The organism is Pseudomonas fragariae (ex Marin et al. 2024), from assembly GCF_059621105.1.
The window spans coordinates 1353083-1373639 of sequence record NZ_CM184369.1 but is presented as its reverse complement, the minus strand read 5'-3'; the positions used below and the strand labels follow the sequence as shown (position 1 = coordinate 1373639).

Below are 20557 nucleotides of genomic sequence, written 5' to 3'. Positions count from 1 at the left end.
AAAACCGTTGGTAAATCAGCCCCGACAAGGACTTTGAATGGACCGCGTAAGAAACCTCCTGGAGCAAATCCAGGGCCGACTCGACGAGCTGAACAAGGCCGAACGCAAAGTGGCCGAGGTCATCCTGCTCAACCCGCAGATGGCCACGCGGCTGAGCATTGCAGCGCTTGCCCAGGCCGCCAAGGTCAGCGAGCCGACGGTCAATCGCTTCTGCCGTTCGTTCAGTGTCAGTGGCTATCCGGAATTGAAGCTGCAACTGGCCCAGAGCCTGGCCAGCGGCGCGGCCTATGTCAGCCGTGCGGTGGAAGCCGATGATAATCCGGAGGCCTATACCCAGAAGATTTTCGGCAGCGCCATCGCGTCACTGGACAGCGCGTGCCAGCAATTGGACCCGGCCTTGATCAGCAAGTCTGTGGACATGCTCATCCAGGCGCGGCAGATCCATTTTTTCGGGCTGGGTGCCTCCGCGCCGGTAGCCCTGGACGCGCAGCATAAATTCTTCCGCTTCAATCTGGCGGTGACGGCGCATGCCGATGTGCTGATGCAGCGGATGATTGCGTCGGTGGCTCATACCGGCGAGTTGTTCGTGATCATTTCGTATACGGGCCGTACCCGTGAGTTGGTGGAGGTGGCGCGTATCGCGCGGGCCAACGGCGCGTCGGTGCTGGGGCTGACGGCAGCCGGTTCGCCGCTGGCCCAGGCCAGTACGGTGAGTCTGAACATTCCTCTGCCGGAAGATACGGATATTTATATGCCGATGACGTCGCGGATCATTCAGTTGACTGTGCTCGATGTGCTGGCCACGGGTATGACGCTGCGCCGCGGCGTCGATTTCCAGCCGCATCTGCGCAAGATCAAGGAAAGTCTGAATGACAGCCGTTATCCGATTGAGGATCAGGGCTGACTGGGTGTCGTTGACTATCGTTCCCACGCTCCGCGTCGGCATGCAGTTCGTGATGCTCTGCGTCACACGGCGGTTTTTCTTTGACTATCGTGCCGACGCTCCGCGTCGGCATGCAGTTCGTGACGCTCTGCGTCACATGCAACTCACCCCGCCAGGCTGGCTTGCAGTTTGAGCTGCACGTGTTCTCCGGGCCGCAGGCTGAAGGTGTCGCCGGAGCCTGAGGCCGCTTCGACGCGGACAAAGCCTGTGGTTTCGCTGCCGCATACGCCGAGGAGCGGTCGGCTGCCGGGGTGCCAGACGACGGTGTTGGTGCTGTCGCCGGTGTCGATGTTGAGCCTGCGCTGCCAGATCGGGTCCTGGAGCTGTACGGCGCCGGCGTGTTCGAATACGCGTTGGCAGGCGCCCGCCACGCGCAGTTCGCCCTGTTGCTGACAGGCCTGGCGGCTGAGTTGGTCATAACCCTGTGCGCCGTCGAGCCCCTCCAGCGCGACCTCAGCCACATCACCGATCCGCCAATAAACATGCAGCGCATGGCTGAAGTGACACGGCTCGCTGTCCTCGTGACACGTGCTCAAACGCAGCTCCATGCTCTGCCCCAGCTCGGCATGCAGATCGACCTGCCAGTCCCACAATTGCAAGCGCCAGTGCAGGCTCACACCCTCCTCACTCTCACTGCTGTCGATCAGTTTCCAGTCCAGCAAACGTCCCCAGCCGTGCGCCGGCCAGCCGCTCTCGCCAGGATGTCGGCCATACCATGGCCAGCAGACCGGCACGCCTCCACGAATGGCGCCCACCTGGGGCCACTGCGCGGCACACCAGAGCCAGGGTTTCTGGCCCTGCGGCTGGAAGTGCAGCAATTGCGCACCCTGACGACTGAATACGGCCTGACATTGCGGGTGGTCGATGACCAGTACCTCGCGCAGCTGATGGCGCTCCCACTCGAAAGTAGGTCTGGCCCGTCGGGATCGGAAGAAGCGTTGCAATGGATGTTCAGGCAGTTGCGCGTCGTGAGTGGTCATCGCCAATCGCGTCCCTGAAAAATAAAAGGATCAAGCCATAAAAAAACGGGCAGCCAGGCTGCCCGCAAAGCACACACGACCCTTGATCGCGTTACGCGTCAGTCAATACTCAGAACTTCGACTGGATCTTGATGCCCGCTACCAGCGCATCATCAACCTGATCTACGCCACCAGGATGCTTGATGTACTGCAGGTTGGGACGCACGGTCAGCCAGTTGGTGACATGGAAGCCGTAGTAGATTTCAGAGTTGTACTCAGTGCTCTGAACCGGCAGGAAGCCAGGGTTGTCGTAGTCGTTGATACCGCTGATCTGGTTGGCCAGACGCACGCGATCCTGCACATCGTCGTTGACGTGGATACGGGCAAAACCGATACCGATGTCATCTTTCGGACGCGAGTTGAACGGACCTTTGTACGTGAAACCGATCTGCTGGTAGTTGTCGACGAAGTTGGTCGCCTTGTCATGCACGGTGGCGTTGGCAAAGATGCTCAGGCCGCGCGATGCATCGCCGTCATGAGTGGTCAGTTGTTGCTGAGCCACGACCCACCAGCCATGCTTGCTGCTGTGCGACTTGAACGCTGCGCCAGTCAAGGCCTGCGGCTGACCGTTCACGTCTTCATAGACATCGTTGGCGTTTGGCGTGCTCTTGTAGTAACCGACACGGTACTCACCAGGCAACGAGTTGAAGGACGGAGTCCAGACCAGTTCGACCGGCAGAATCATGCCTTCGGTGCCACTGCCACTGAGCTTGAAGCCGTTGCCTGTTTCCAGGTTGGACGGGTTCTGCTCGTACACGCCGACCTGGGCATAGACTTCAGGCGTGATGTTGTACTTGATGCGCAACGCCCACTGGCTGATAGGCCAGTTGTACCAGGTATTAACGTAGTTACCGACCTGCGAGCCGCAGAACGACAGGTTCTGGAAGTCGCACGGGAAGCTGTTGAAGTCTTCGCCCGGACCAAAGCGACCGGCCTTGACGTCCAGTGCGCCGTCGAAGTACTTCTGCTTGATCCACATCTGCGTCAGGCGCCAGGTCTGACCACGGCCCCAGACTTCCTGGGAGGAGCTGAGTGTACCGGCGCGAGGATCGCCGATACGGTCATTGGAGATATTGCGACCGCTACGTTCGGTGATTGCCAGCTTGAACTCCGCGTCTTGCCAGCCCAGCACCTTCTGCAAATCGACTTTCATGCCCAGCGCGAACTGGTCGCTGTAACGACCGGTGGTGTCATCGTTGTAGCCGCCCTTCAGGTTGCTGGCCATCTCGGAAACGTATTCCAGCGAGAAGTCATAACCCTTGTCCAGCAACTCGGTGCGCTTGCCACCCCAGTCACCCGTCATCCAGGGTGAATCTGCGGCAAATGGCTCGGCGGCGTGAACGCTGCCTGCCAGACCCATCGCACCCAACGCCGACAGCTTGCATACCAACTGGAGCCGGGAAAGCGATTTACCTTTGTTGATCTTCTTCATCCCATCAATCCTCGTTTTATTGTTATTAGCTTTGGTAGACATGTTGCTTCATTCACTGCCTTGTATTCGCTGATCGGCCGTGCGTTTTGGCAGCCAACGGCCAGCCAGCGGTGCTCATTGCTGAATCAATTTATCACTTGCGGCTGGACCGGTGACACATTGTTTTCCCGTTCAGCCGCCTGCCGCGCTCCCAACACCCCAAGACGCTCGCCGCTCTGAGCATCGAAAATCAGCACCCTGGCAGGATCGAACTGCAAGGTAAGGCTCTCGCCCACCTGTGGTGCGACATCCGGGGCAAGGCGACAGCAGACCTTGCTCTGGTTGAGCGTGACGAACACCAGCGTATCCGGACCGGTCGGCTCGGTCACCTGGACCTCGGCACGAATGGTCGGCAGCCCGGTCGATTCAGCGCCGGCCAGCATAATCTGTTCAGGGCGAATACCGAGAATGATTTCTCGATCTTCAAGGCCTGCATCGGACACGCCCACCGGCAGTTCGCAACGTGCCTGGCCACTGTCGAGCGCAGCGATCAACTGGCCATCCTTGCGTTGCAGGCGCAGCGGGATGAAGTTCATCGGCGGCGAACCGATGAAACTGGCGACGAACAGGTTGGCCGGATCGGTGTAGATCTGCTTGGGCGTGCCGAACTGCTGGACGATACCGTCCTTCATCACCGCCACCTTGTCACCCAGCGTCATGGCCTCGATCTGATCGTGGGTCACATACACAGTGGTGGTTTTGAGGCGTTGATGCATCAACTTCATTTCGGTACGCATCTCGACGCGCAACTTGGCATCGAGGTTCGAAAGAGGCTCATCGAACAGGTAGATCTTGGGTCGACGTGCCAGGGCACGACCCATCGCGACACGCTGTTGCTGGCCACCGGACATCTGGCCCGGCTTGCGATTGAGCAGGTGCTCGATCTGCAACAGCTTGGCAACGCGCGCCACTTCAGCGTCGATGTCGGCTTGCGGCATCTTGCGGATCTTCAGCCCGAAGGCGATGTTTTCACGCACGCTCATGGTCGGGTACAGGGCGTAGGACTGAAAGACCATGGCAATGTCGCGGTCCTTGGGGCTGGTGCCGCTGACATCCTGGCCGTCGATCAGAATCTCGCCGCCACTGATGCTTTCCAGACCGGCAATGCAGTTCATCAGGGTGGATTTACCGCAGCCCGATGGACCGACCAGAATCAGAAACTCGCCATCCTTGATCGACAGGTCGATGTTCTTGAGTGTGTCCGGCAGGTTGCTGCCGTAGGTCTTGTTGACGTTGCGTAATTCGAGAGTCGCCATGATTACCCCTTGACCGCGCCGGCCGTGAGCCCACGCAGGAAATACTTGCCAGCCAGTACGTAGACCAGCAGTGTCGGCAGGCCGGCAATCATCGCCGCCGCCATGTCAACGTTGTATTCCTTGGCACCTGTGCTGGTGTTGACCAGATTGTTCAGGGCCACGGTGATCGGCTGAGACTCGCCGCTGGAGAACACAACGCCGAACAGGAAATCGTTCCAGATCTGGGTGAACTGCCAGATCAGGCAGACCATCACGATGGGCGTGGACATCGGCAGAATGATGCGCCCGAAGATGGTGAAGAAACCGGCACCGTCCAGTCGTGCAGCCTTGACCAGCGCGTCGGGAATGCTGACGTAGTAGTTACGGAAGAATAGCGTGGTAAATGCCAGCCCGTAGACCACGTGAACAAACACCAGCCCGGTGGTCGTGTTGGCCAGGCCCATCTTGCCCAGCGTAAAGGATGCCGGCAGCAGGACGGTCTGAAACGGCAGAAAGCAACCGAACAGCAACAGACCGAAGAACAGCTGCGAGCCCTTGAAACGCCACATCGACAGCACATAGCCATTGAGCGCGCCGATTGCGGTGGAGATGATCACGGCCGGAACGGTGATTTTTATCGAGTTCCAGAAGTAGCCATCGACCAGATCCCAGGCTTTTATCCAGCCGATTGCAGTCACTACGCTCGGCCAGCTCAACAGGTTGCCGGTGCCGATGTCCTCGGGGGTCTTGAAGCTGGTGAACAGCATGACCACCAACGGCACCAGATAAATCAGACAGGCCAGCATCAGCACGGCGTAAATCAGAACACGACTGAAGCTGATGCCCGGTTTGCCAACATGACTACTCATGGCGTTTGGTCCTCAGCTCGGAATACAGATACGGCACCAGAATCGCCAGGATCGCGCCGAGCATCAGAATGGCACTCGCAGAGCCCATGCCCATCTGGCCGCGGCTGAAGGTGAAGGAATACATGAACATCGCCGGCAGGTCGGATGAGTAACCGGGGCCACCGGCGGTCATCGCGGCTACCAGGTCGAAACTCTTGATCGCAATGTGCGCGAGAATCATCACGGCACTGAAGAATACCGGACGCAGGCTTGGCAGCACGACGCGCCAGTAGATCATCGGCAGACTTGCGCCATCCATCTGCGCCGCGCGAATGATCGACTGATCGACGCCACGCAGCCCCGCCAGAAACAACGCCATGACGAAGCCCGAGGACTGCCATACCGCTGCGATGACCAGGCAGTACACAACGCGGTCCTGATCAATCAGCCAGTCGAAACGGAAACCTTCCCAGCCCCAGTCGCGCAACATCTTGTCCAGGCCCAGGCCAGGGTTGAGCAACCATTTCCAGGCAGTACCGGTGACGATCATCGACAGCGCCATCGGGTACAGGTAGATAGTACGAATCATGCCCTCGCGACGAATCCGCTGGTCCAGCAGGACGGCCAGCAGGACCCCGATCACCAGGCTGATTGCAATGAACATCCCGCCAAAGACCGCGAGGTTCTTGCTTGCCACCCACCAGCGATCGTTGTCCATCAGACGCGCGTATTGCGCCAGGCCGACCCATTTATAGGAAGGCAGGAACGTCGAGTTGGTGAACGACAGTGCGAATGTCCAGAGGATGTAGCCGTAGAACCCCACCAGTACGATGAACATGCTGGGGGCCAGCACCAGTTTTGGTAGCCAGCGTTGCAGCGCATCCATTGGCGAGGCTTTGCTGTTCGCAGCGACAGAGCTCATCGGGAGTATCCCATGCGGTATATCGAATCCAGGCCGCAGCCGCAGGTGAAATCAACCAGGGATTTCAACACTGCGGACGACGGTTAAAGGCGATTAAAAACGAATTACTGGGCAGATTTGATCGCAGTAGCCAGCTTTTTGGCGGTTGCTGCCGGATCGGCTGACGGGTCGTTGATGTAGTTGGTCACCACATCGAAGAACGCGCCCTGCACTGCCAGCGTAGTTGCCATGTTGTGCGCCATGCTTGGCTGCAGACCGCCGGTCTTGGAATCAGCCAGGAAGTCCTTCGCAGCAGTTTGCGCACACGAATCGAAACCGTACTTGCTCATGTCGGACAGCATGTCCTCACGAACCGGGATCGACCCCTTGTTGATGCTGAAGACCTTCTGGAAGTCCTCACCCATGGCGACCTTGGCCAGATCCTGCTGTGCGGCAGTCGTGCCCTCGTCTTTCTGCTTGAACACGGCCAGCGAGTCGATGTTATAGGTAAACGCCTTGTCGGTGCCCGGGAAGGCTACGCACTGGTAGTCCTTGCCGGCGACCTTCTTGGCGGCGGTCCATTCACTCTTGGCCCAGTCACCCATGATCTGCATGCCGGCCTTGCCATTGATGACCTTGGCAGCTTCCAGGTTCCAGTCCTGGCCCTTGCCGTCGGCATCCATGTAAGTCGCGACTTTCTTGAGTTCGGTAAGCGACTTGACCATGCCTTCACCGGTCAGCGCATCCTTGTCCAGATCGACCAGGGCTTTCTTGTAACCGTCAGCGCCCATGACCGAGAGCACAACGGCTTCGAACACGGTGCTGTCCTGCCAAGGCTGACCGCCATGCGCCAGCGGGATGAAGCCGGCTTTTTTCAGCTTGTCGCCCGCGGCGTAGAATTCTTCGAGCGTAGTGGGTGCCTTGTCGATACCGGCTTTCTTGAAGACTTCAGGGTTGATCCACAACCAGTTGACGCGGTGAATGTTCACCGGCACGGCTACGTAATCGCCCTCGTACTTCACGGTGTCGGAGACTTTCTTGTCCAGCAGGGAGTCCCACTTCTCGGACTTGGCGACCTCTTTCAGCGCCTCGGTATCGAGCAGACCGGTAGAGGCCCACTCCTGAATGTCCGGGCCTTTGATCTGGGCCACACCAGGAGGATTGCCGGCAACCGCGCGACTCTTGAGCACGGTCATGGCCGTGGAGCCGCCGCCGCCTGCAACGGCGCCGTCCTTCCAGGCGAAGCCGTCCTTTTCAACCTGAGCTTTCAGAACATCGACTGCAGCCTTTTCGCCACCCGACGTCCACCAGTGCACCACTTCAACAGTGCCTTTGGAGTCAGCGGCGTTAGCGCTCAGAGGGAACAACGAAGCGAGAGAGATGACAACAGCGAGACGTGACATGGAATTCATCGAATTGACCTTTCTTGTTGTTATGCATGAGCAAGTCTGGTGCTTGCGCTTCGTGGGAGTCTAACCAAGCCTGACGCGCCGACAGTAACGAAGGGACGCGCAATTGTCACAGGATGGTGACAATTTAAATCCGATTGCAACCACTAGCCAAAAGCCACTTCCCAACCAGTCATTCCGCAGTTCTCGGCAGGTACAACGTTACCCGCAGCCCTCCGTCACGCAGGTTCTGCAGGCTGACTTCGCCGCCATGACTGTGGGCAATGTTGCGAGCGATGCCCAGGCCAAGGCCGTAGCCCTGCTGCTGATTGCCTGCCAGGCGGAAATGCGGTTCGAAAACGTGCTCAAGGCGCTGCTCGGGAACGCCAGGGCCTTCGTCGTCGACATGCAGCACGAACGCGCGGGCATCGTCTTCGACCTTCAGGTGCGCGCGGTCACCGTATTTGAGCGCGTTGTCGATCAGGTTGCCAATGCAGCGCTTGAGCGCCAGCGGTTTGCCTGAATAGGCAGCCTGTGCCTCACCCTGCTGCGTGACACGTCCATTGCCATCAGCGAGCAGCCAGGGTTCGACCAGACATTCAAGCAGCGCATTGAGGTCCACCGGCTCGATGTTTTCATGGATATCGGTGTCCTTGACGCACTGCAGCGCGCCTTTGACCAGCAATTCCAGTTCGTCCAGATCGCGACTGAATTTGCGTTGCAGTTGCTCATCCTCGAGCAACTCGACCCGCAGGCGCAAACGCGTGATGGGCGTACGCAGATCATGGGAGATGGCACTGAACAGCTGGCCTCGCTCGGTCAGGTAGCGGCTGATCCGCGTGCGCATGGCGTTGAATGCCCGGCTGACCTCGATGACTTCGCTGCCGCCGCCGTCGACCACAGGCTCGACATCCGCGCCCAGCGACATGTCCCGTGCGGCCCGCGCCAGGCGCTTGAGCGGACGGCTCTGCCAATGCACCAGCAACCCGATGAACAACAGCAGAAATGCGCTGGTCAGGACAATGAACGACACTTGCTGAAGGGGCAGTTCCTGCTCCTCCAGCGAGGTGTAGGGTTCAGGCAGTAGCGAGGCGATGTAGAACCACTCGCCGGGCGCCATTTCGATTTGCGTGACCAGCACCGGCGGGTTCACCGGCTCAAGCGTCAGCGCGTAATGGGCCCAGGAACGCGGCAACTCGTCGAGCTTCAGGCCGCTGTTGAAAATCCGCAGATCTTCGGGCCGCGCAAACCATACGGTGATGTCCGGACCATTGCCCAGACGCTGGCGCAGCACTTCGCCCACCACGTCCAGCACCGCCTGCTTGCGAGGAGTGGGCTGCATGATCTGCATGTCCAGCGGATGATCGTTGAGTGACACCACGAAGCGTGTGCCGCCCATACTGCGTAACTGGTCGAGCACCATCGGCCGGTAAGCCAGCGGCAATGAGCGAAAGTAGCTGACACTGGCCGCCATCGAGTACGCCAGACTGCGCGCACTGGTTACCAGGCCCTCCATCTGCGTGGCACGTAGCTGTGACAGCCAGATCACGCTGGACAGCGCCTGAGCCAGCAGAACCGCCAGCAAGGTCAGCAGCAACATGCGGCCCAACAACGAGCGCGGCAGCGGCAGGCCGGTTCTCTTCGCGCCTGCCCCTGTCGGTTTAATAGCCGTTGCCCGTCTGCGAGTTGACGTTCGCGGCCAACAGATAACCACTGCCACGAATGGTACGGATCAGACGCGGCGACTTGCCGGTGTCGCGCAGACGCTGACGCAGGCGGCTGACCGCCATGTCGACGATCCGCTCCAGCGGCATCAGCTCTCGCCCACGCGTGGCGTTGCCGATGGTGTCGCGGTCGAGAATCTGCTGGGGGTTGTCGAGAAACAGTTTGAGCAGTGCGAAGTCGGCGCCGGACAGAATCACCTCTTCGCCGTCATTGTGAAACAGCCGGTGGCTGACCATGTCCAGTCGCCACTCATCAAACAGGATCACATCGCCACCCGGACGCTCCTGACCGAACTGGGCACGTCGCAACAGCGCCTTGATGCGCGCCTGAAGCTCGCGCGGACTGAACGGCTTGCCCAGATAATCATCGGCTCCCAGCTCCAGGCCGATGACCCGGTCGGCCTCGTCAGAACTGGCAGTCAACATGATGATCGGCACATGCGGCTGGCGCGGATGCTGGCGGATCCAGCGACACAGACTGAAACCGTCTTCATCGGGCAGCATGACGTCAAGGATCAGCAGGTCGCTTGGCTGCTCATTGAACGCCCGGCGGAAATCCGCGCCATCACCCACCGTGCGCACCTGGAAACCGGCGCGGCTCAGGTAGGTGTCCAGCAACTCGCGAATTTCCTGATCGTCATCCACCAACAGGATCGATTTACTGACTGGGCTCAAGTTGAAGCGTCCTTGTCTGGCTGTGAATTCTTGTTGTTATGCCATATCGCTCAGATCTGCGCACCAAACGCCTGTTGCAGGGCCACACCCGACCCCATGAGGCCAGGGTATTCGGCCGTTACCAGCCACACCGGCAGACCTTTGAAATAGTCGCTCATGACGCCCTTCTCGGCCATGGCGCGCTTGAACCCGCTGTTGATGAAGAACTCAGTAAAGCGCGGCACCACGCCACCGACGATATAAACCCCGCCGAGGCTGCCCAGGGCCAGCACATGGTTGCCGACCACTCTGCCGAGAAACACGCAGAATTGCTCCAGCACTGCCGCGGCTACCGGGTCGCCCGAGAGCGCGGCGGTGGTGATCGCCGCAGGCGATTTGAGCACCGGCTCGATATCGTCCAGCGCGCAACTGACCTGATACAGCAACAGCAAGCCGGCACCGCTGAGCACGACCTCGGCGCTGACATGCTCGTGTTCGGCCATCAGCCGTGTCCACAGCAGCGCCTCGCGCGCAGTCCCGATGGGCAGATCGGCATGCCCGCCCTCGCCCGGCAACGCCATCCAGCGACTGCCTTCGAGTTTGATCAGCGTACCGACGCCCAGCCCGGTCCCCGGCCCCACCACCACGCGCGGCCGGTCAGGCTTGCCGACACCGTGGCAGACCGTCAGGTATTCATCGTCCTTGAGCCGGGTCATGCCCAGCGCCATGGCGGTGAAGTCGTTGATCAACAGCAGTTCATCGACCTGCAGGTCGGCGCAAAACGCCTCGCGGCTCAATTGCCAGTGGCTGTTGGTGAACTGAAAAAAATCACCGTCGACCGGTCCGGCGACCGCCAGGCATACATGACCGATATCGCCGCGCTGCAGCTCCAGGTCTTGCAGATAGACTTCGATGGCCTTCTCCGGACCCGCGTAGTCAATGGTCGGGAATACCCGGACAGAATGCAGCGTGCTGTTTTCCCAAATGGCAAAACGTGCATTGGTACCGCCTATATCACCGACCAGGGCCAACTTCACTTAAGCGTCTCCAGACTAGAGGTAAAGGCGCTGGCGCCTTGCTCTGCGGAGCTGAAGGCCATGCGCATGAATCCAAAAAGCTCGCGACCGCAGCCGACACTGTTGTCGATCTGGTTGATGGCCGGTTCTCTGGCGGCCAATTCTGACGCTTCGACCAGAACTTGTAACGTGCCTTTTACACCATCCACACGAATCACATCGCCATCACGCACGAGAGCCAATGGGCCACCATCGAACGCTTCCGGGCAGACATGAATCGCCGCCGGGATCTTGCCCGAGGCGCCCGACATGCGTCCATCGGTGACCAGCGCAACCTTGAACCCGCGATCCTGAAGGACCCCCAGAAACGGCGTCATCTTGTGCAGCTCGGGCATGCCATTGCAGCGCGGGCCCTGAAAGCGCATCACAGCGACGAAATCGCACTCCAGCTCACCCGCCTTGAAGGCATCGGCCAGTTCCTTCTGATCCTGGAACACCTTGGCCGGCGCTTCGACGATCTGATGTTCCGGAGCCACGGCGGACACTTTCATCACGCCGCGCCCCAGGTTGCCTTCCATGACCCGCAGGCCACCTTCCGGCGAGAACGGACGGGCAACCGGCCGCAGGATATTTTCATCGAGGCTTTCGAGCGGCCCTTCACGCCAGACCAGTTTGCCGTCTTCCAGGAACGGCTCCTTGGTGTAACGGCTCAGGCCGTAACCGGCCACGGTGTTGACGTTTTCGTGCAGCAGGCCGGCAGCCAGCAGCTCGCGAATCAGGAACGACATGCCGCCTGCCGCCTGGAAGTGGTTGATATCGGCCTTGCCGTTGGGGTAGACGTGACTGAGGGTCGGTACCACTTCCGACAGATCGGCCATGTCCTGCCAGGTCAGCTGAATGCCGGCGGCCTGGGCAATGGCCGGCATGTGCAGCGTGTGGTTGGTCGAGCCGCCAGTCGCGTGCAGCGCAACGATGGAATTGACCAGCGAGCGCTCGTCGACGATCTCGCCGATCGGCATGAAGCTGCCACTTTGCTTGGTCATACGCGTTACCTGGCGGGCCGCCTCGGCCGTCAGCGCATCACGCAAGGGTGTATAGGGATTGACGAACGAGGCACCGGGAAGGTGCATGCCCATGACTTCCATCACCAGCTGGTTGGTGTTGGCGGTGCCGTAGAAGGTGCAGGTTCCCGGACCGTGATACGACTTCATTTCCGAGTCGAGCAACTCTTCGCGGGTGGCCTTGCCTTCCGCATAACGCTGCCGTACGTCGGCTTTTTCCTTGTTGGAGAGGCCTGAAACCATCGGCCCGCCGGGCACGAAAATGGTCGGCAGATGACCGAACCGCAAGGCGCCCATCATCAGGCCGGGCACGATCTTGTCGCAGATGCCCAGCATCATGGCGGCGTCGAACATATTGTGTGACAAGGCAATCGCCGTGGACATGGCAATCACTTCACGGCTGGCAATGGCCAGCTCCATGCCCGGCTCACCCTGGGTCACGCCATCGCACATGGCCGGCACACCGCCGGCAAACTGACCGACCGAACCAATGTCACGTAAAGCCTGTTTGATCTGGGCTGGAAAGTGTTCGTAGGGCTGATGCGCCGAGAGCATCTCGTTGTAGGAAGAGACGATGGCCACGTTGGCGGCGTTCATCAGACGCAGACTTTGCTTGTCTTCCGGTCCGCAGGCGGCGACGCCATGGGCAAAGTTGGCGCATTGGAGCTTGCCGCGCATCGGGCCATCGCTCGCTGCGCCGCGAATCAATTGAAGGTAGCGCTGACGGGTATCGCGACTGCGGGCGATGAGACGCTCGGTTACTTCAAGGACGCGGGGATGCATGTGATGAACTCCAGGCTAACGTCTAAGGTCACCCGTAAAGACGGCTCCGGTTTTCGAGCAGTGACTGTCAGGGAGCAAAACCCTGATCTCGATCAACTGGGAGGGCCTTTCAGGCTTGTAGTTGTAGATAAAACAAAATATTGCCACTAAAAAGGCTTGTTTTCTATTTCTATGAGAATAATCTTGTAATTCCAACAACAAATTCAGAAGGACGGCTGTATGACTCTTCGTATCGCAATCAACGGTTTTGGCCGCATCGGCCGCAACGTCCTACGCGCACTGTATACCCAAGGCTACCGCCAGGACCTGCAGGTCGTCGCCATCAACGATCTTGGCGACAGCGAAATGAACGCACACCTGCTGCGCTTCGACACCGTACACGGCCCTTTCAGCGGCACGGTCGAGTGCGACAAGGACAGCCTGACCGTCAATGGTGACCGTATTTCGGTCAGTGCCATTCGCAATCCGGCCGAGCTGCCGTGGAAAGCGCAGGACATCGACGTGGTGTTCGAATGCACCGGTCTGTTCACCAGCCGTGACAAGGCTGCCGCGCACCTCACCGCCGGCGCCCGCAAGGTGATTATCTCCGCGCCAGCCAGCGGTGCCGATGCCACCATCGTCTATGGTGTCAACCACGACACGCTGCGCCAGTCGCACCAGATCATCTCCAGCGCCTCGTGCACCACCAACTGCCTGGCACCGGTCGCTCAAATACTGCATCGCGAGCTGGGTATCGAAAACGGTCTGATGACCACCATTCATGCCTACACCAACGACCAGAACCTGATCGATGTCTATCACACCGATCCGTACCGCGCCCGCTCGGCCACGCAGTCGATGATCCCGAGCAAGACCGGCGCTGCCGAAGCGGTAGGTCTGGTACTGCCGGAGCTGGCAGGCAAACTCACCGGCATGGCTGTGCGCGTACCGGTCATCAACGTTTCGCTGGTCGACCTGACCGTGACCCTGAAGCGCGAAACCACCGCCGATGAAGTCAACGCGCTGATGAAAGAAGCCAGTCAGCACTCCAAAGTGCTCGGTTACAACTCATTGCCGCTGGTCTCCCACGACTTCAACCACAACCCGCTGTCGTCGATCTTCGACGCCAACCACACCAAGGTCAGCGGCAAGCTGCTCAAGGTACTGTCGTGGTACGACAACGAATGGGCGTTTTCCAATCGCATGCTCGACAACTGCCTGGCACTGCATAACGCGCAGTAAAGGACAGACGTCCAGACAAGCGCCTGCTCTCATGCCCATGCACTGCGTGGGCATGCGGCTTCGGGCGTCCTCGCGCGGTCTTGAGCGCGCCTCTGGCGGACAAATATTTACAGATCCAGGCTTGACCCGCCCAGAAGATGAGAAGCATTATCATTTGCTCGAATCTCCGGTCGGGCTCCTTCGTGTCGCACTCAGACTTCAACAACGTGTTTCTGGCCCAGCGCCCGGTCCTGTTACGTACTCTGCAACGCATGGTTGGCAATCAAAGCGCTGCTGAAGACCTGCTTCAGGAAACCTGGCTGCGCGTCAGCCGTGCATTGACCGAACACCCGGTCGCTCATCTTGAACCCTTCGTTTTCCAGACCGCTCGCAACCTGGCGCTGGATCATTTGCGTGCGCGGCGCATCCACGGCCGCACCATGCTCGAAGACGTGTCGCCTGCACGGCTCGAAAATGTCGTGGCCCAGCTGGGCTCGCCCGAAGATGCTGCACACGCCAAGCGCCTGCTGGAGAACCTGAGCGCCAGTCTGAGCACGCTGAGCCCGCGCCAGCAGAAAATCTTTACCCTCAGCCGCCTCGATGGCCGCAGCTATCTGGAAATTGCCGAGCAGTTGCAGGTCTCTGCCAGTACCGTACAAAAAGAATTGAAACTGATCATGGCGATCTGCATAGGCGTCCTTTCCAGGCTTGACCCGCCCTGAACCCTGCCGCACGCTGCCACACTCATATCGATACAGTTTCAGGATTGCCGAGGAACACCGTGGCCCCGAAAACAGAACGTCCGCACGCGATCGCGCAGGACGTGTTGAGCAACGCTGCAATGGATCAGGCCCTGACCTGGCTGATCGAGCTGGAAGGCGCAGACGATGCGCATCAGGCGCGTTTTCAGGAATGGCTGAATGCCGATCCCGACCACGCTCGCGCATTCGAGAAGGCCCGGACGCTCTGGAGCTCGCAGCCGGTTCGGTGCGCAGCCGAAAATATCGCACCACCGCGCAAGCGCTCGGCATGGCAGCGTGCCCGTTCCCACTGGAAACCTCTGGCCACTGCTGCGGTGCTGCTGTTGGGGTTGTTCAGCTTCAGCAATCTGCCCTTGCGCCTGCAGGCCGATCATCTGACGGTCGTCGGTGAACGCCAGCGCCTGGAACTGGCGGACGGCTCGAAGGTGCTGCTCAATACTGATTCGGCTTTCTCCAGTCAGGTCGGAGAAAAACAGCGCTCTGCCCGCTTGTACCAGGGTGAAGCCTTCTTCGATGTCACGCCCAGGCCCGGGCTGCCCTTGGAAATCGAAGCAGGCCCGGTGCGCATGAGCGCCAACAGCACCGCGTTTTCGGTGCGCTACCTGAACGGCGTCGCGCAGGTACACGTGCAACGCGGCGCTGTCGACGTGCACGCCAGCCATGGCGACTCCAGCCTCAGTCTGGGCGCTGGAGACAGCGTTCGCGTGGGGCCTGACGGGTTTGGGCAGCGTGAAAAGCTTGACCCGGCCCGGGACCTGGCCTGGGTGCAGGGCCGACTGATATTCGACAACTCCCCGCTGGGCGACATACTGGCTGAGCTGCGCCGTTACTATCCAGGCTGGATCGTCAGCACCAATGCGCAACTGGACCGTGTTGCCGTAACCGGCAACTACCGCCTGGACAACCCGCTCGACGTGGTGCGTTCGCTGGCGCAGATCACGTCGGCAAGCATTCACGAAATGCCCGCGCTGGTGATTCTCAACTGAAGAAAAGTTTTTTTACTCGATAGCGACTGGCCGTTCGTCTAGTCATAGCCAATGCAACTGATTCTCATTGTGAAACAGCTTGTAAACACTATGACGAGCAACACCCCAGGGAGCGCTACCGATGTCATCCACGTTCACGCCTGTCGCCCGACAACGCGCAAGGCTTACGCTTTCTCTGCTGACGATTGCGGTACTGGGCGCCAGTCTGCAGCTGACAAACGCCAGTGCTGCCAGTGAAAGTACTCATGCGACCCGCCCGGCGGCCACCTACCCCTTCTCGATCAGTCAGCAACCCCTGGTATCGGCGCTGAACGAGTTCAGCCGCGTGACCGGCTGGCAGGCAGGCATGTCGGCGGGCCTGGCCCAAAACGTCATCTCCCCTGGGGCCAGCGGGGAACTGAGCGCTGCCCAGGCGCTGGACAGCATGCTTTCCGGAAGCTTGCTGAGCTACCGCAATCTGGGCAACAACAGCGTCGTGCTGGAAAAACGCGCCCCCACCGCTGGCGTCATGGCGCTGGATCAGATCACTGTCAGCGCCACACGCCAGGCCCAGGATGTCGCCACGGTGCCGAGCACTGTCAGCGTACATTCCCGTGAGGAACTGGACCGCGACAACGTCAACACGCTCCGCGACCTGGTGCGTTACGAGCCTGGGGTTTCGGTGGGTGGCGCAGGCCAGCGTGCGGGCACGACCGGCTATAACATTCGCGGCATCGACGGCAACCGGATCCTGACCCAGGTCGACGGCGTCGAGGTGCCCGACAGCTTTTTCACCGGTCCCTATGCACAGACTCACCGCAACTATGTCGACCCGGAGATCGTCAAGCGCGTGGAAATCCTCCGCGGTCCCGCTTCGGCCCTCTACGGCAGCAGCGCCATTGGTGGTGTGGTCAGCTACTACACACTGGACCCGGACGACATCATCAAGCCCGGCAAGGATGTCGGCGCACGGTTGAAAACCGGCTACAGCTCGGCAGACCAAAGCTGGCTCAACTCGGCCACCGTCGCAGGCCGTCAGGGCGAGTTCGACGGCTTGCTGCACCTCAGCCAGCGCAATGGCCATGAAACCGAATCCTATGGCAGCACCGGCGGTAGCGGATTGAGCCGCACGCAAGCCAACCCTGAGGATGCGCGCAGTACCAATGTGCTGGGCAAACTGGGCTGGAATTACGGCGACGGTTCGCGTCTGGCGCTGGCCTATGAAAAGTACAAGGACGACCGCGACAGCAATCTGAAAAGCGCAGTCGGCGGGCCATTCGCCAACGGCAGCGGTCTGGGGATGTATCAGGCGCGCGAAGGTAACGACACCATCACCCGCGAGCGCTTTGGGATCGAAAACAGCTTCGCCCTCGACAACCTGCTGGTCGACAACGTCAAGTGGAGCTTGAACTATCAGATCGCGAAAACCGATCAGAGCACCCGGGAACGTTACTTTCCGTTCTCCCGCGATGTCATTCGTGAACGCGACACGCAGTATCAGGAAAAGCAGTGGGTGTTCGATGCCCAGCTGGACAAGGCATTCTCCGTTGCCAGCACCGACCACGTGCTGACCTACGGCACAACGATCAAGCGCCAGAAAGTGACCGGATTGCGCAGCGGCAGCGGCACTTGTGCGCGAGTCTTCGGCTCCTGCCGCGCTGTCGGTGCAGACAGCCCGAGTGACCGACTGGCCGCAACGAGTGATTTCCCCGACCCGACCATCACCAGCTACGCGTTGTTTGCGCAGGACCAGATCAGCTGGAATGACTGGACCTTCCTGCCCGGCGTGCGCTACGACCATACCCGGCTCGATCCGACATTCACCTCGCAATTCCTCAGATCGGTCAGCCTGACCGACCCAGACCAAGCGAACGATGAAACGCGAACCTGGCATCGCCTGTCACCCAAGCTGGGCGTGACGTACGCACTCAGCGATGCCTACACGTGGTACGGCCAGTATGCCGAGGGCTTCCGCACGCCTTCAGCCAAGTCACTGTACGGACGCTTCGCAAACCCGACCGCCGGGTACGTGGTCGAGCCCAATCCGAACCTGAAGCCCGAAACGAGTAAAAGTTACGAAACCGGGCTGCGCGGTCGCTTCGAGTCCGGCTCGTTCGACATCGCGGTGTTCTACAACAAGTACCGCGACTTCATCAACGAAGACGCCATCACTCCCGGCTACAGCGAACTCACCTTCCAGTCCAACAACATACGCCACGCCACCCTCAAAGGCGCCGAACTCAAAGGCCGTCTGAACCTCGACAGCCTGGGTGCGCCGAACGGTCTCTACAGCCAGGCCTCGGTCGCCTATCTGCACGGCCGCAACGACGACACGGGCGAGCCGCTCAACAGCGTCAACCCGCTGACCGGTGTCATGGGGCTCGGTTATGACCGCGATCACTACGGCGGTCTGTTGAGCTGGACTCTGGTCAAGCGCAAGAACCGCGTGGATGACAGCAACTTCCACACGCCGGACGGCACCTCCAGCCAGTTCAGGACACCGGGCTTCGGCATTCTGGACCTGACCGGCTACTACAAGGTCAGTGATGACGTGACCGTCAACGCAGGCCTGTACAACCTGACCGATAAAAAATACTGGCGCTGGGACGATGTGCGCGGCTACGACGGCGTGGGAGAAGCCGGCGTAACCGCACCCGCCAACCTCGATCGCCTGACCCAGCCGGGACGCAATTTCAGCGTCAATGTGGTGTGGGACATCTGAGCCCGAACGTCTCTGAAGGCCGCCGCTGGATGATCGAGCGGCAGCCTTTTTTTACGCTTTCGGGCCTGACTGTTCGTCTATTCAACAAGCCCTTTTTCAGCAAGGAAGACTACGATGCCCCTTGATCAGAACCGACCGACCCTGCGTTCGCAACGCCTGAGCCAGATCACCCACGCGCTGCATGAACAGCTCGACAAGGCGGTCAAGGCACATGCGCCGTTTGACACCCTGGCCAGCTATTCGCGCTTCGTGGTTGCCCAGTACCTGTTCCAGAAAGAGCTGCAACCCCTGTACAGCGACCCCGCGCTTCAAACGATCATCAGCGACCTGCCGGCCCGCTGCCGGGCCGAACAGGCCAGAGCAGACCTTGCCGACCTGAACATGGACCTTCCCCTGCCGGTGGCGGGCGCGGTACAAAAGCCGAGCAGCGCTGAAGCGCTCGGCTGGCTGTTCGTCTCCGAGGGCTCCAAGCTCGGTGCAGCATTCCTGATCAAACGTGCCCAGGCCCTGAACCTGAGCGACAGCTTCGGCGCGCGGCACCTGGGCGAGCCTGCCGGAGGCCGGGCTGCAGGCTGGAAAGCCTTTGTCCGAACGCTTGATGAACTGCCACTGACTGCCGAACAGGAAGCAGAACTCGATCGCGGCGCCATCGCCGCATTCGAGCGTTTCAACGTGTTGCTGCAGTGCGCCTACGCCGATGCTCCCGTTGCAGACATGGCACAGGCATGAAAAAGCGCCCGGTGCTGTTAAGCTGGCCGGGCTCCCCGAACCTGCCTGTAGAGACCATGACGTACAAACCACCCGGCTCAAGACTTTCACGCCTTTTATACGGCATCCTCGCCTACACCGCGCTGGGCATAGGCATCGTTGCGATCTTCGTTCCCGGCCTGCCAACCACCGAGTTCATTCTGCTGGCCGCCTGGGCGGCAACACGCAGTTCGCCGCGACTGAACGCCTGGCTGGAAAATCACCGGGTGTTCGGACCGATACTGTACAACTGGCGTAACGGCCGACTGGTCGCGCGCAAGGCCAAGATCAGCGCTACCATCAGCATGCTTGTCTGTGCCGTGGTGATGCTGAGCCTGATCGGCCATGCCTGGTGGCTGTACCTGGCACTCACGGGGATGGCGCTGGGCAATCTATGGATCTGGTCGAGGCCGGAGCCGGACAAGATAGAGCGTTGAGCGCAGGCATGATGCGCGTGGCACCCTGCGCAAGGCTGAACCGTCCTGTCTCGGTCAGTGTCAGACTGAGCACACTCACCCCTTGATGGAGTCACTTCATGTACGAGCCAGGCCATCTGCACCTCACCCACGTGGCGCTTCAACCGTCGGATATCAGCTATGACATCCACTTGCGCTACAACGTGGAGGAAGATCCCAAGCAAGGCACGTCCATGCACTTCACCATGCAGGGCGAAATCAACGGCAAGCCGTTCGAGGAGCAATTCCAGTTGCCCCGTGACCTTGCCTTCAACTTCGCCCATGACGCGAGTCGCATCGCGATAAGGCACGGCTTGCCCAACTCGGCCGCACTGCCCATCGCCCAGCACAAGGACTATGACCGAATGTTCGCGGACATTCGCGACAAACTCCACGCCAAGTCAGGCGACCCGGTTAAACCGGAGCATCTGGAGTAAGCCAGCGCAGCCGAGGCCTGGAGAACACCAGCGGGCAGTAGCGGGAGGAATCAGGCATCGGAAAACACCATCGTGCCCATGCTCCGCGTGGGTATGCCGTTCTGGACGCTCTGCGTCCTCGCCTGAATAGGCGACATGGCATAAATCCATGACGCGGAGCGTCACGAAGGGCATTCCCACGCTGGAGCGTGAGGAACGATAGGCGCCTGCAGGAGCGTGAGGAGTGA

The 20557-nt window shown here is 60.1% G+C and carries 18 protein-coding genes; 8 read left to right on the top strand and 10 right to left on the bottom strand.

Going from position 1 to position 20557, the window contains the following annotated elements; all coding sequences use genetic code 11:
• Positions 1–37 precede the first annotated feature (37 nt).
• Entirely contained in the window at positions 38–904 is an 867-nt protein-coding gene (locus AC54XV_RS06205; RefSeq protein WP_002552324.1) for a MurR/RpiR family transcriptional regulator, read from the top strand.
• Positions 905–1047: 143 nt separating this feature from the next.
• Here the strand turns inward: AC54XV_RS06205 and AC54XV_RS06200 are convergent, their stop codons facing one another.
• From AC54XV_RS06200 to edd, 10 genes are all read right to left on the bottom strand, one after another.
• Positions 1048–1923 carry a D-hexose-6-phosphate mutarotase gene (locus tag AC54XV_RS06200; protein WP_004406647.1) on the bottom strand — a complete coding sequence of 292 codons (876 nt, stop codon included), beginning with the start codon at positions 1921–1923 and terminating at the stop codon, positions 1048–1050.
• A gap of 109 nt (positions 1924–2032) precedes the next feature.
• Complete coding sequence (locus AC54XV_RS06195; protein WP_011266835.1) at positions 2033–3394, bottom strand: carbohydrate porin; 1362 nt, start codon at positions 3392–3394, stop codon at positions 2033–2035.
• Positions 3395–3519: 125 nt separating this feature from the next.
• Positions 3520–4689, bottom strand: coding sequence for an ABC transporter ATP-binding protein (locus AC54XV_RS06190; RefSeq protein WP_024652784.1), 1170 nt, complete (start codon positions 4687–4689; stop codon positions 3520–3522).
• A gap of 2 nt (positions 4690–4691) precedes the next feature.
• The gene (locus AC54XV_RS06185) at positions 4692–5537 is read right to left on the bottom strand and encodes a carbohydrate ABC transporter permease (RefSeq protein WP_024640392.1); all 846 of its coding nucleotides are present in this window, start codon (positions 5535–5537) and stop codon (positions 4692–4694) included.
• Complete coding sequence (locus AC54XV_RS06180) at positions 5530–6438, bottom strand: carbohydrate ABC transporter permease (protein WP_024640391.1); 909 nt, start codon at positions 6436–6438, stop codon at positions 5530–5532. The genes AC54XV_RS06185 and AC54XV_RS06180 overlap by 8 nt, the downstream gene beginning before the upstream one ends.
• A 104-nt stretch (positions 6439–6542) precedes the next feature.
• Complete coding sequence (locus AC54XV_RS06175) at positions 6543–7829, bottom strand: ABC transporter substrate-binding protein (protein WP_024652783.1); 1287 nt, start codon at positions 7827–7829, stop codon at positions 6543–6545.
• 169 nt (positions 7830–7998) lie between these two features.
• Complete coding sequence (locus AC54XV_RS06170; RefSeq protein ID WP_116828978.1) at positions 7999–9405, bottom strand: ATP-binding protein; 1407 nt, start codon at positions 9403–9405, stop codon at positions 7999–8001.
• A gap of 61 nt (positions 9406–9466) precedes the next feature.
• Positions 9467–10204 carry a response regulator gene (locus AC54XV_RS06165; RefSeq protein ID WP_496718143.1) on the bottom strand — a complete coding sequence of 246 codons (738 nt, stop codon included), beginning with the start codon at positions 10202–10204 and terminating at the stop codon, positions 9467–9469.
• A gap of 50 nt (positions 10205–10254) precedes the next feature.
• Positions 10255–11220 carry a glucokinase gene (locus AC54XV_RS06160; RefSeq protein ID WP_011266830.1) on the bottom strand — a complete coding sequence of 322 codons (966 nt, stop codon included), beginning with the start codon at positions 11218–11220 and terminating at the stop codon, positions 10255–10257.
• Complete coding sequence (edd, locus tag AC54XV_RS06155) at positions 11217–13043, bottom strand: phosphogluconate dehydratase (RefSeq protein WP_004406660.1); 1827 nt, start codon at positions 13041–13043, stop codon at positions 11217–11219. The genes AC54XV_RS06160 and edd overlap by 4 nt, the downstream gene beginning before the upstream one ends.
• A 219-nt stretch (positions 13044–13262) precedes the next feature.
• Between edd and gap the strand changes: the two genes are divergently transcribed.
• The 7 genes from gap (at position 13263) to AC54XV_RS06120 (ending at position 20330) form a co-directional block, all read left to right on the top strand.
• Positions 13263–14264: a type I glyceraldehyde-3-phosphate dehydrogenase gene (gene gap / locus AC54XV_RS06150; RefSeq protein ID WP_004406661.1), complete on the top strand. Its 1002-nt coding sequence runs from the start codon at positions 13263–13265 to the stop codon at positions 14262–14264.
• A gap of 182 nt (positions 14265–14446) precedes the next feature.
• Positions 14447–14965, top strand: a complete 519-nt coding sequence (locus AC54XV_RS06145) for an RNA polymerase sigma factor (RefSeq protein WP_003415260.1) — start codon at positions 14447–14449, stop codon at positions 14963–14965.
• 59 nt (positions 14966–15024) lie between these two features.
• Entirely contained in the window at positions 15025–15990 is a 966-nt protein-coding gene (locus AC54XV_RS06140) for a FecR family protein (RefSeq protein ID WP_496718141.1), read from the top strand.
• Between the two features lie 121 nt (positions 15991–16111).
• Entirely contained in the window at positions 16112–18691 is a 2580-nt protein-coding gene (locus AC54XV_RS06135; protein ID WP_496718140.1) for a TonB-dependent receptor, read from the top strand.
• A 114-nt stretch (positions 18692–18805) separates the two neighbouring features.
• Entirely contained in the window at positions 18806–19420 is a 615-nt protein-coding gene (locus AC54XV_RS06130; RefSeq protein WP_058398975.1) for a biliverdin-producing heme oxygenase, read from the top strand.
• A complete protein-coding gene (locus AC54XV_RS06125; protein WP_004406667.1) occupies positions 19417–19875 on the top strand; it encodes a YbaN family protein in 459 nt (152 codons plus the stop codon). Before AC54XV_RS06130 ends, AC54XV_RS06125 begins: the two co-directional genes overlap by 4 nt.
• A 98-nt stretch (positions 19876–19973) precedes the next feature.
• A complete protein-coding gene (locus AC54XV_RS06120) occupies positions 19974–20330 on the top strand; it encodes a DUF5064 family protein (RefSeq protein ID WP_002552307.1) in 357 nt (118 codons plus the stop codon).
• Positions 20331–20557 lie beyond the last annotated feature (227 nt).

Bases quoted from the DNA above. Each gene is read 5' to 3' on its own strand.
- AC54XV_RS06195 (WP_011266835.1), bottom strand. From the start codon at position 3,394: ATGAAGAAGATCAACAAAGGTAAATCGCTTTCCCGGCTCCAGTTGGTA.
- edd (WP_004406660.1), bottom strand. From the start codon at position 13,043: ATGCATCCCCGCGTCCTTGAAGTAACCGAGCGTCTCATCGCCCGCAGT.
- gap (WP_004406661.1), top strand. From the start codon at position 13,263: ATGACTCTTCGTATCGCAATCAACGGTTTTGGCCGCATCGGCCGCAAC.
- AC54XV_RS06130 (WP_058398975.1), top strand. From the start codon at position 18,806: ATGCCCCTTGATCAGAACCGACCGACCCTGCGTTCGCAACGCCTGAGC.
- AC54XV_RS06120 (WP_002552307.1), top strand. From the start codon at position 19,974: ATGTACGAGCCAGGCCATCTGCACCTCACCCACGTGGCGCTTCAACCG.
- AC54XV_RS06200 (WP_004406647.1), bottom strand. From the start codon at position 1,923: ATGACCACTCACGACGCGCAACTGCCTGAACATCCATTGCAACGCTTC.
- AC54XV_RS06190 (WP_024652784.1), bottom strand. From the start codon at position 4,689: ATGGCGACTCTCGAATTACGCAACGTCAACAAGACCTACGGCAGCAAC.
- AC54XV_RS06205 (WP_002552324.1), top strand. From the start codon at position 38: ATGGACCGCGTAAGAAACCTCCTGGAGCAAATCCAGGGCCGACTCGAC.
- AC54XV_RS06180 (WP_024640391.1), bottom strand. From the start codon at position 6,438: ATGAGCTCTGTCGCTGCGAACAGCAAAGCCTCGCCAATGGATGCGCTG.
- AC54XV_RS06170 (WP_116828978.1), bottom strand. From the start codon at position 9,405: ATGTTGCTGCTGACCTTGCTGGCGGTTCTGCTGGCTCAGGCGCTGTCC.
- AC54XV_RS06125 (WP_004406667.1), top strand. From the start codon at position 19,417: ATGAAAAAGCGCCCGGTGCTGTTAAGCTGGCCGGGCTCCCCGAACCTG.
- AC54XV_RS06185 (WP_024640392.1), bottom strand. From the start codon at position 5,537: ATGAGTAGTCATGTTGGCAAACCGGGCATCAGCTTCAGTCGTGTTCTG.
- AC54XV_RS06135 (WP_496718140.1), top strand. From the start codon at position 16,112: ATGTCATCCACGTTCACGCCTGTCGCCCGACAACGCGCAAGGCTTACG.
- AC54XV_RS06175 (WP_024652783.1), bottom strand. From the start codon at position 7,829: ATGAATTCCATGTCACGTCTCGCTGTTGTCATCTCTCTCGCTTCGTTG.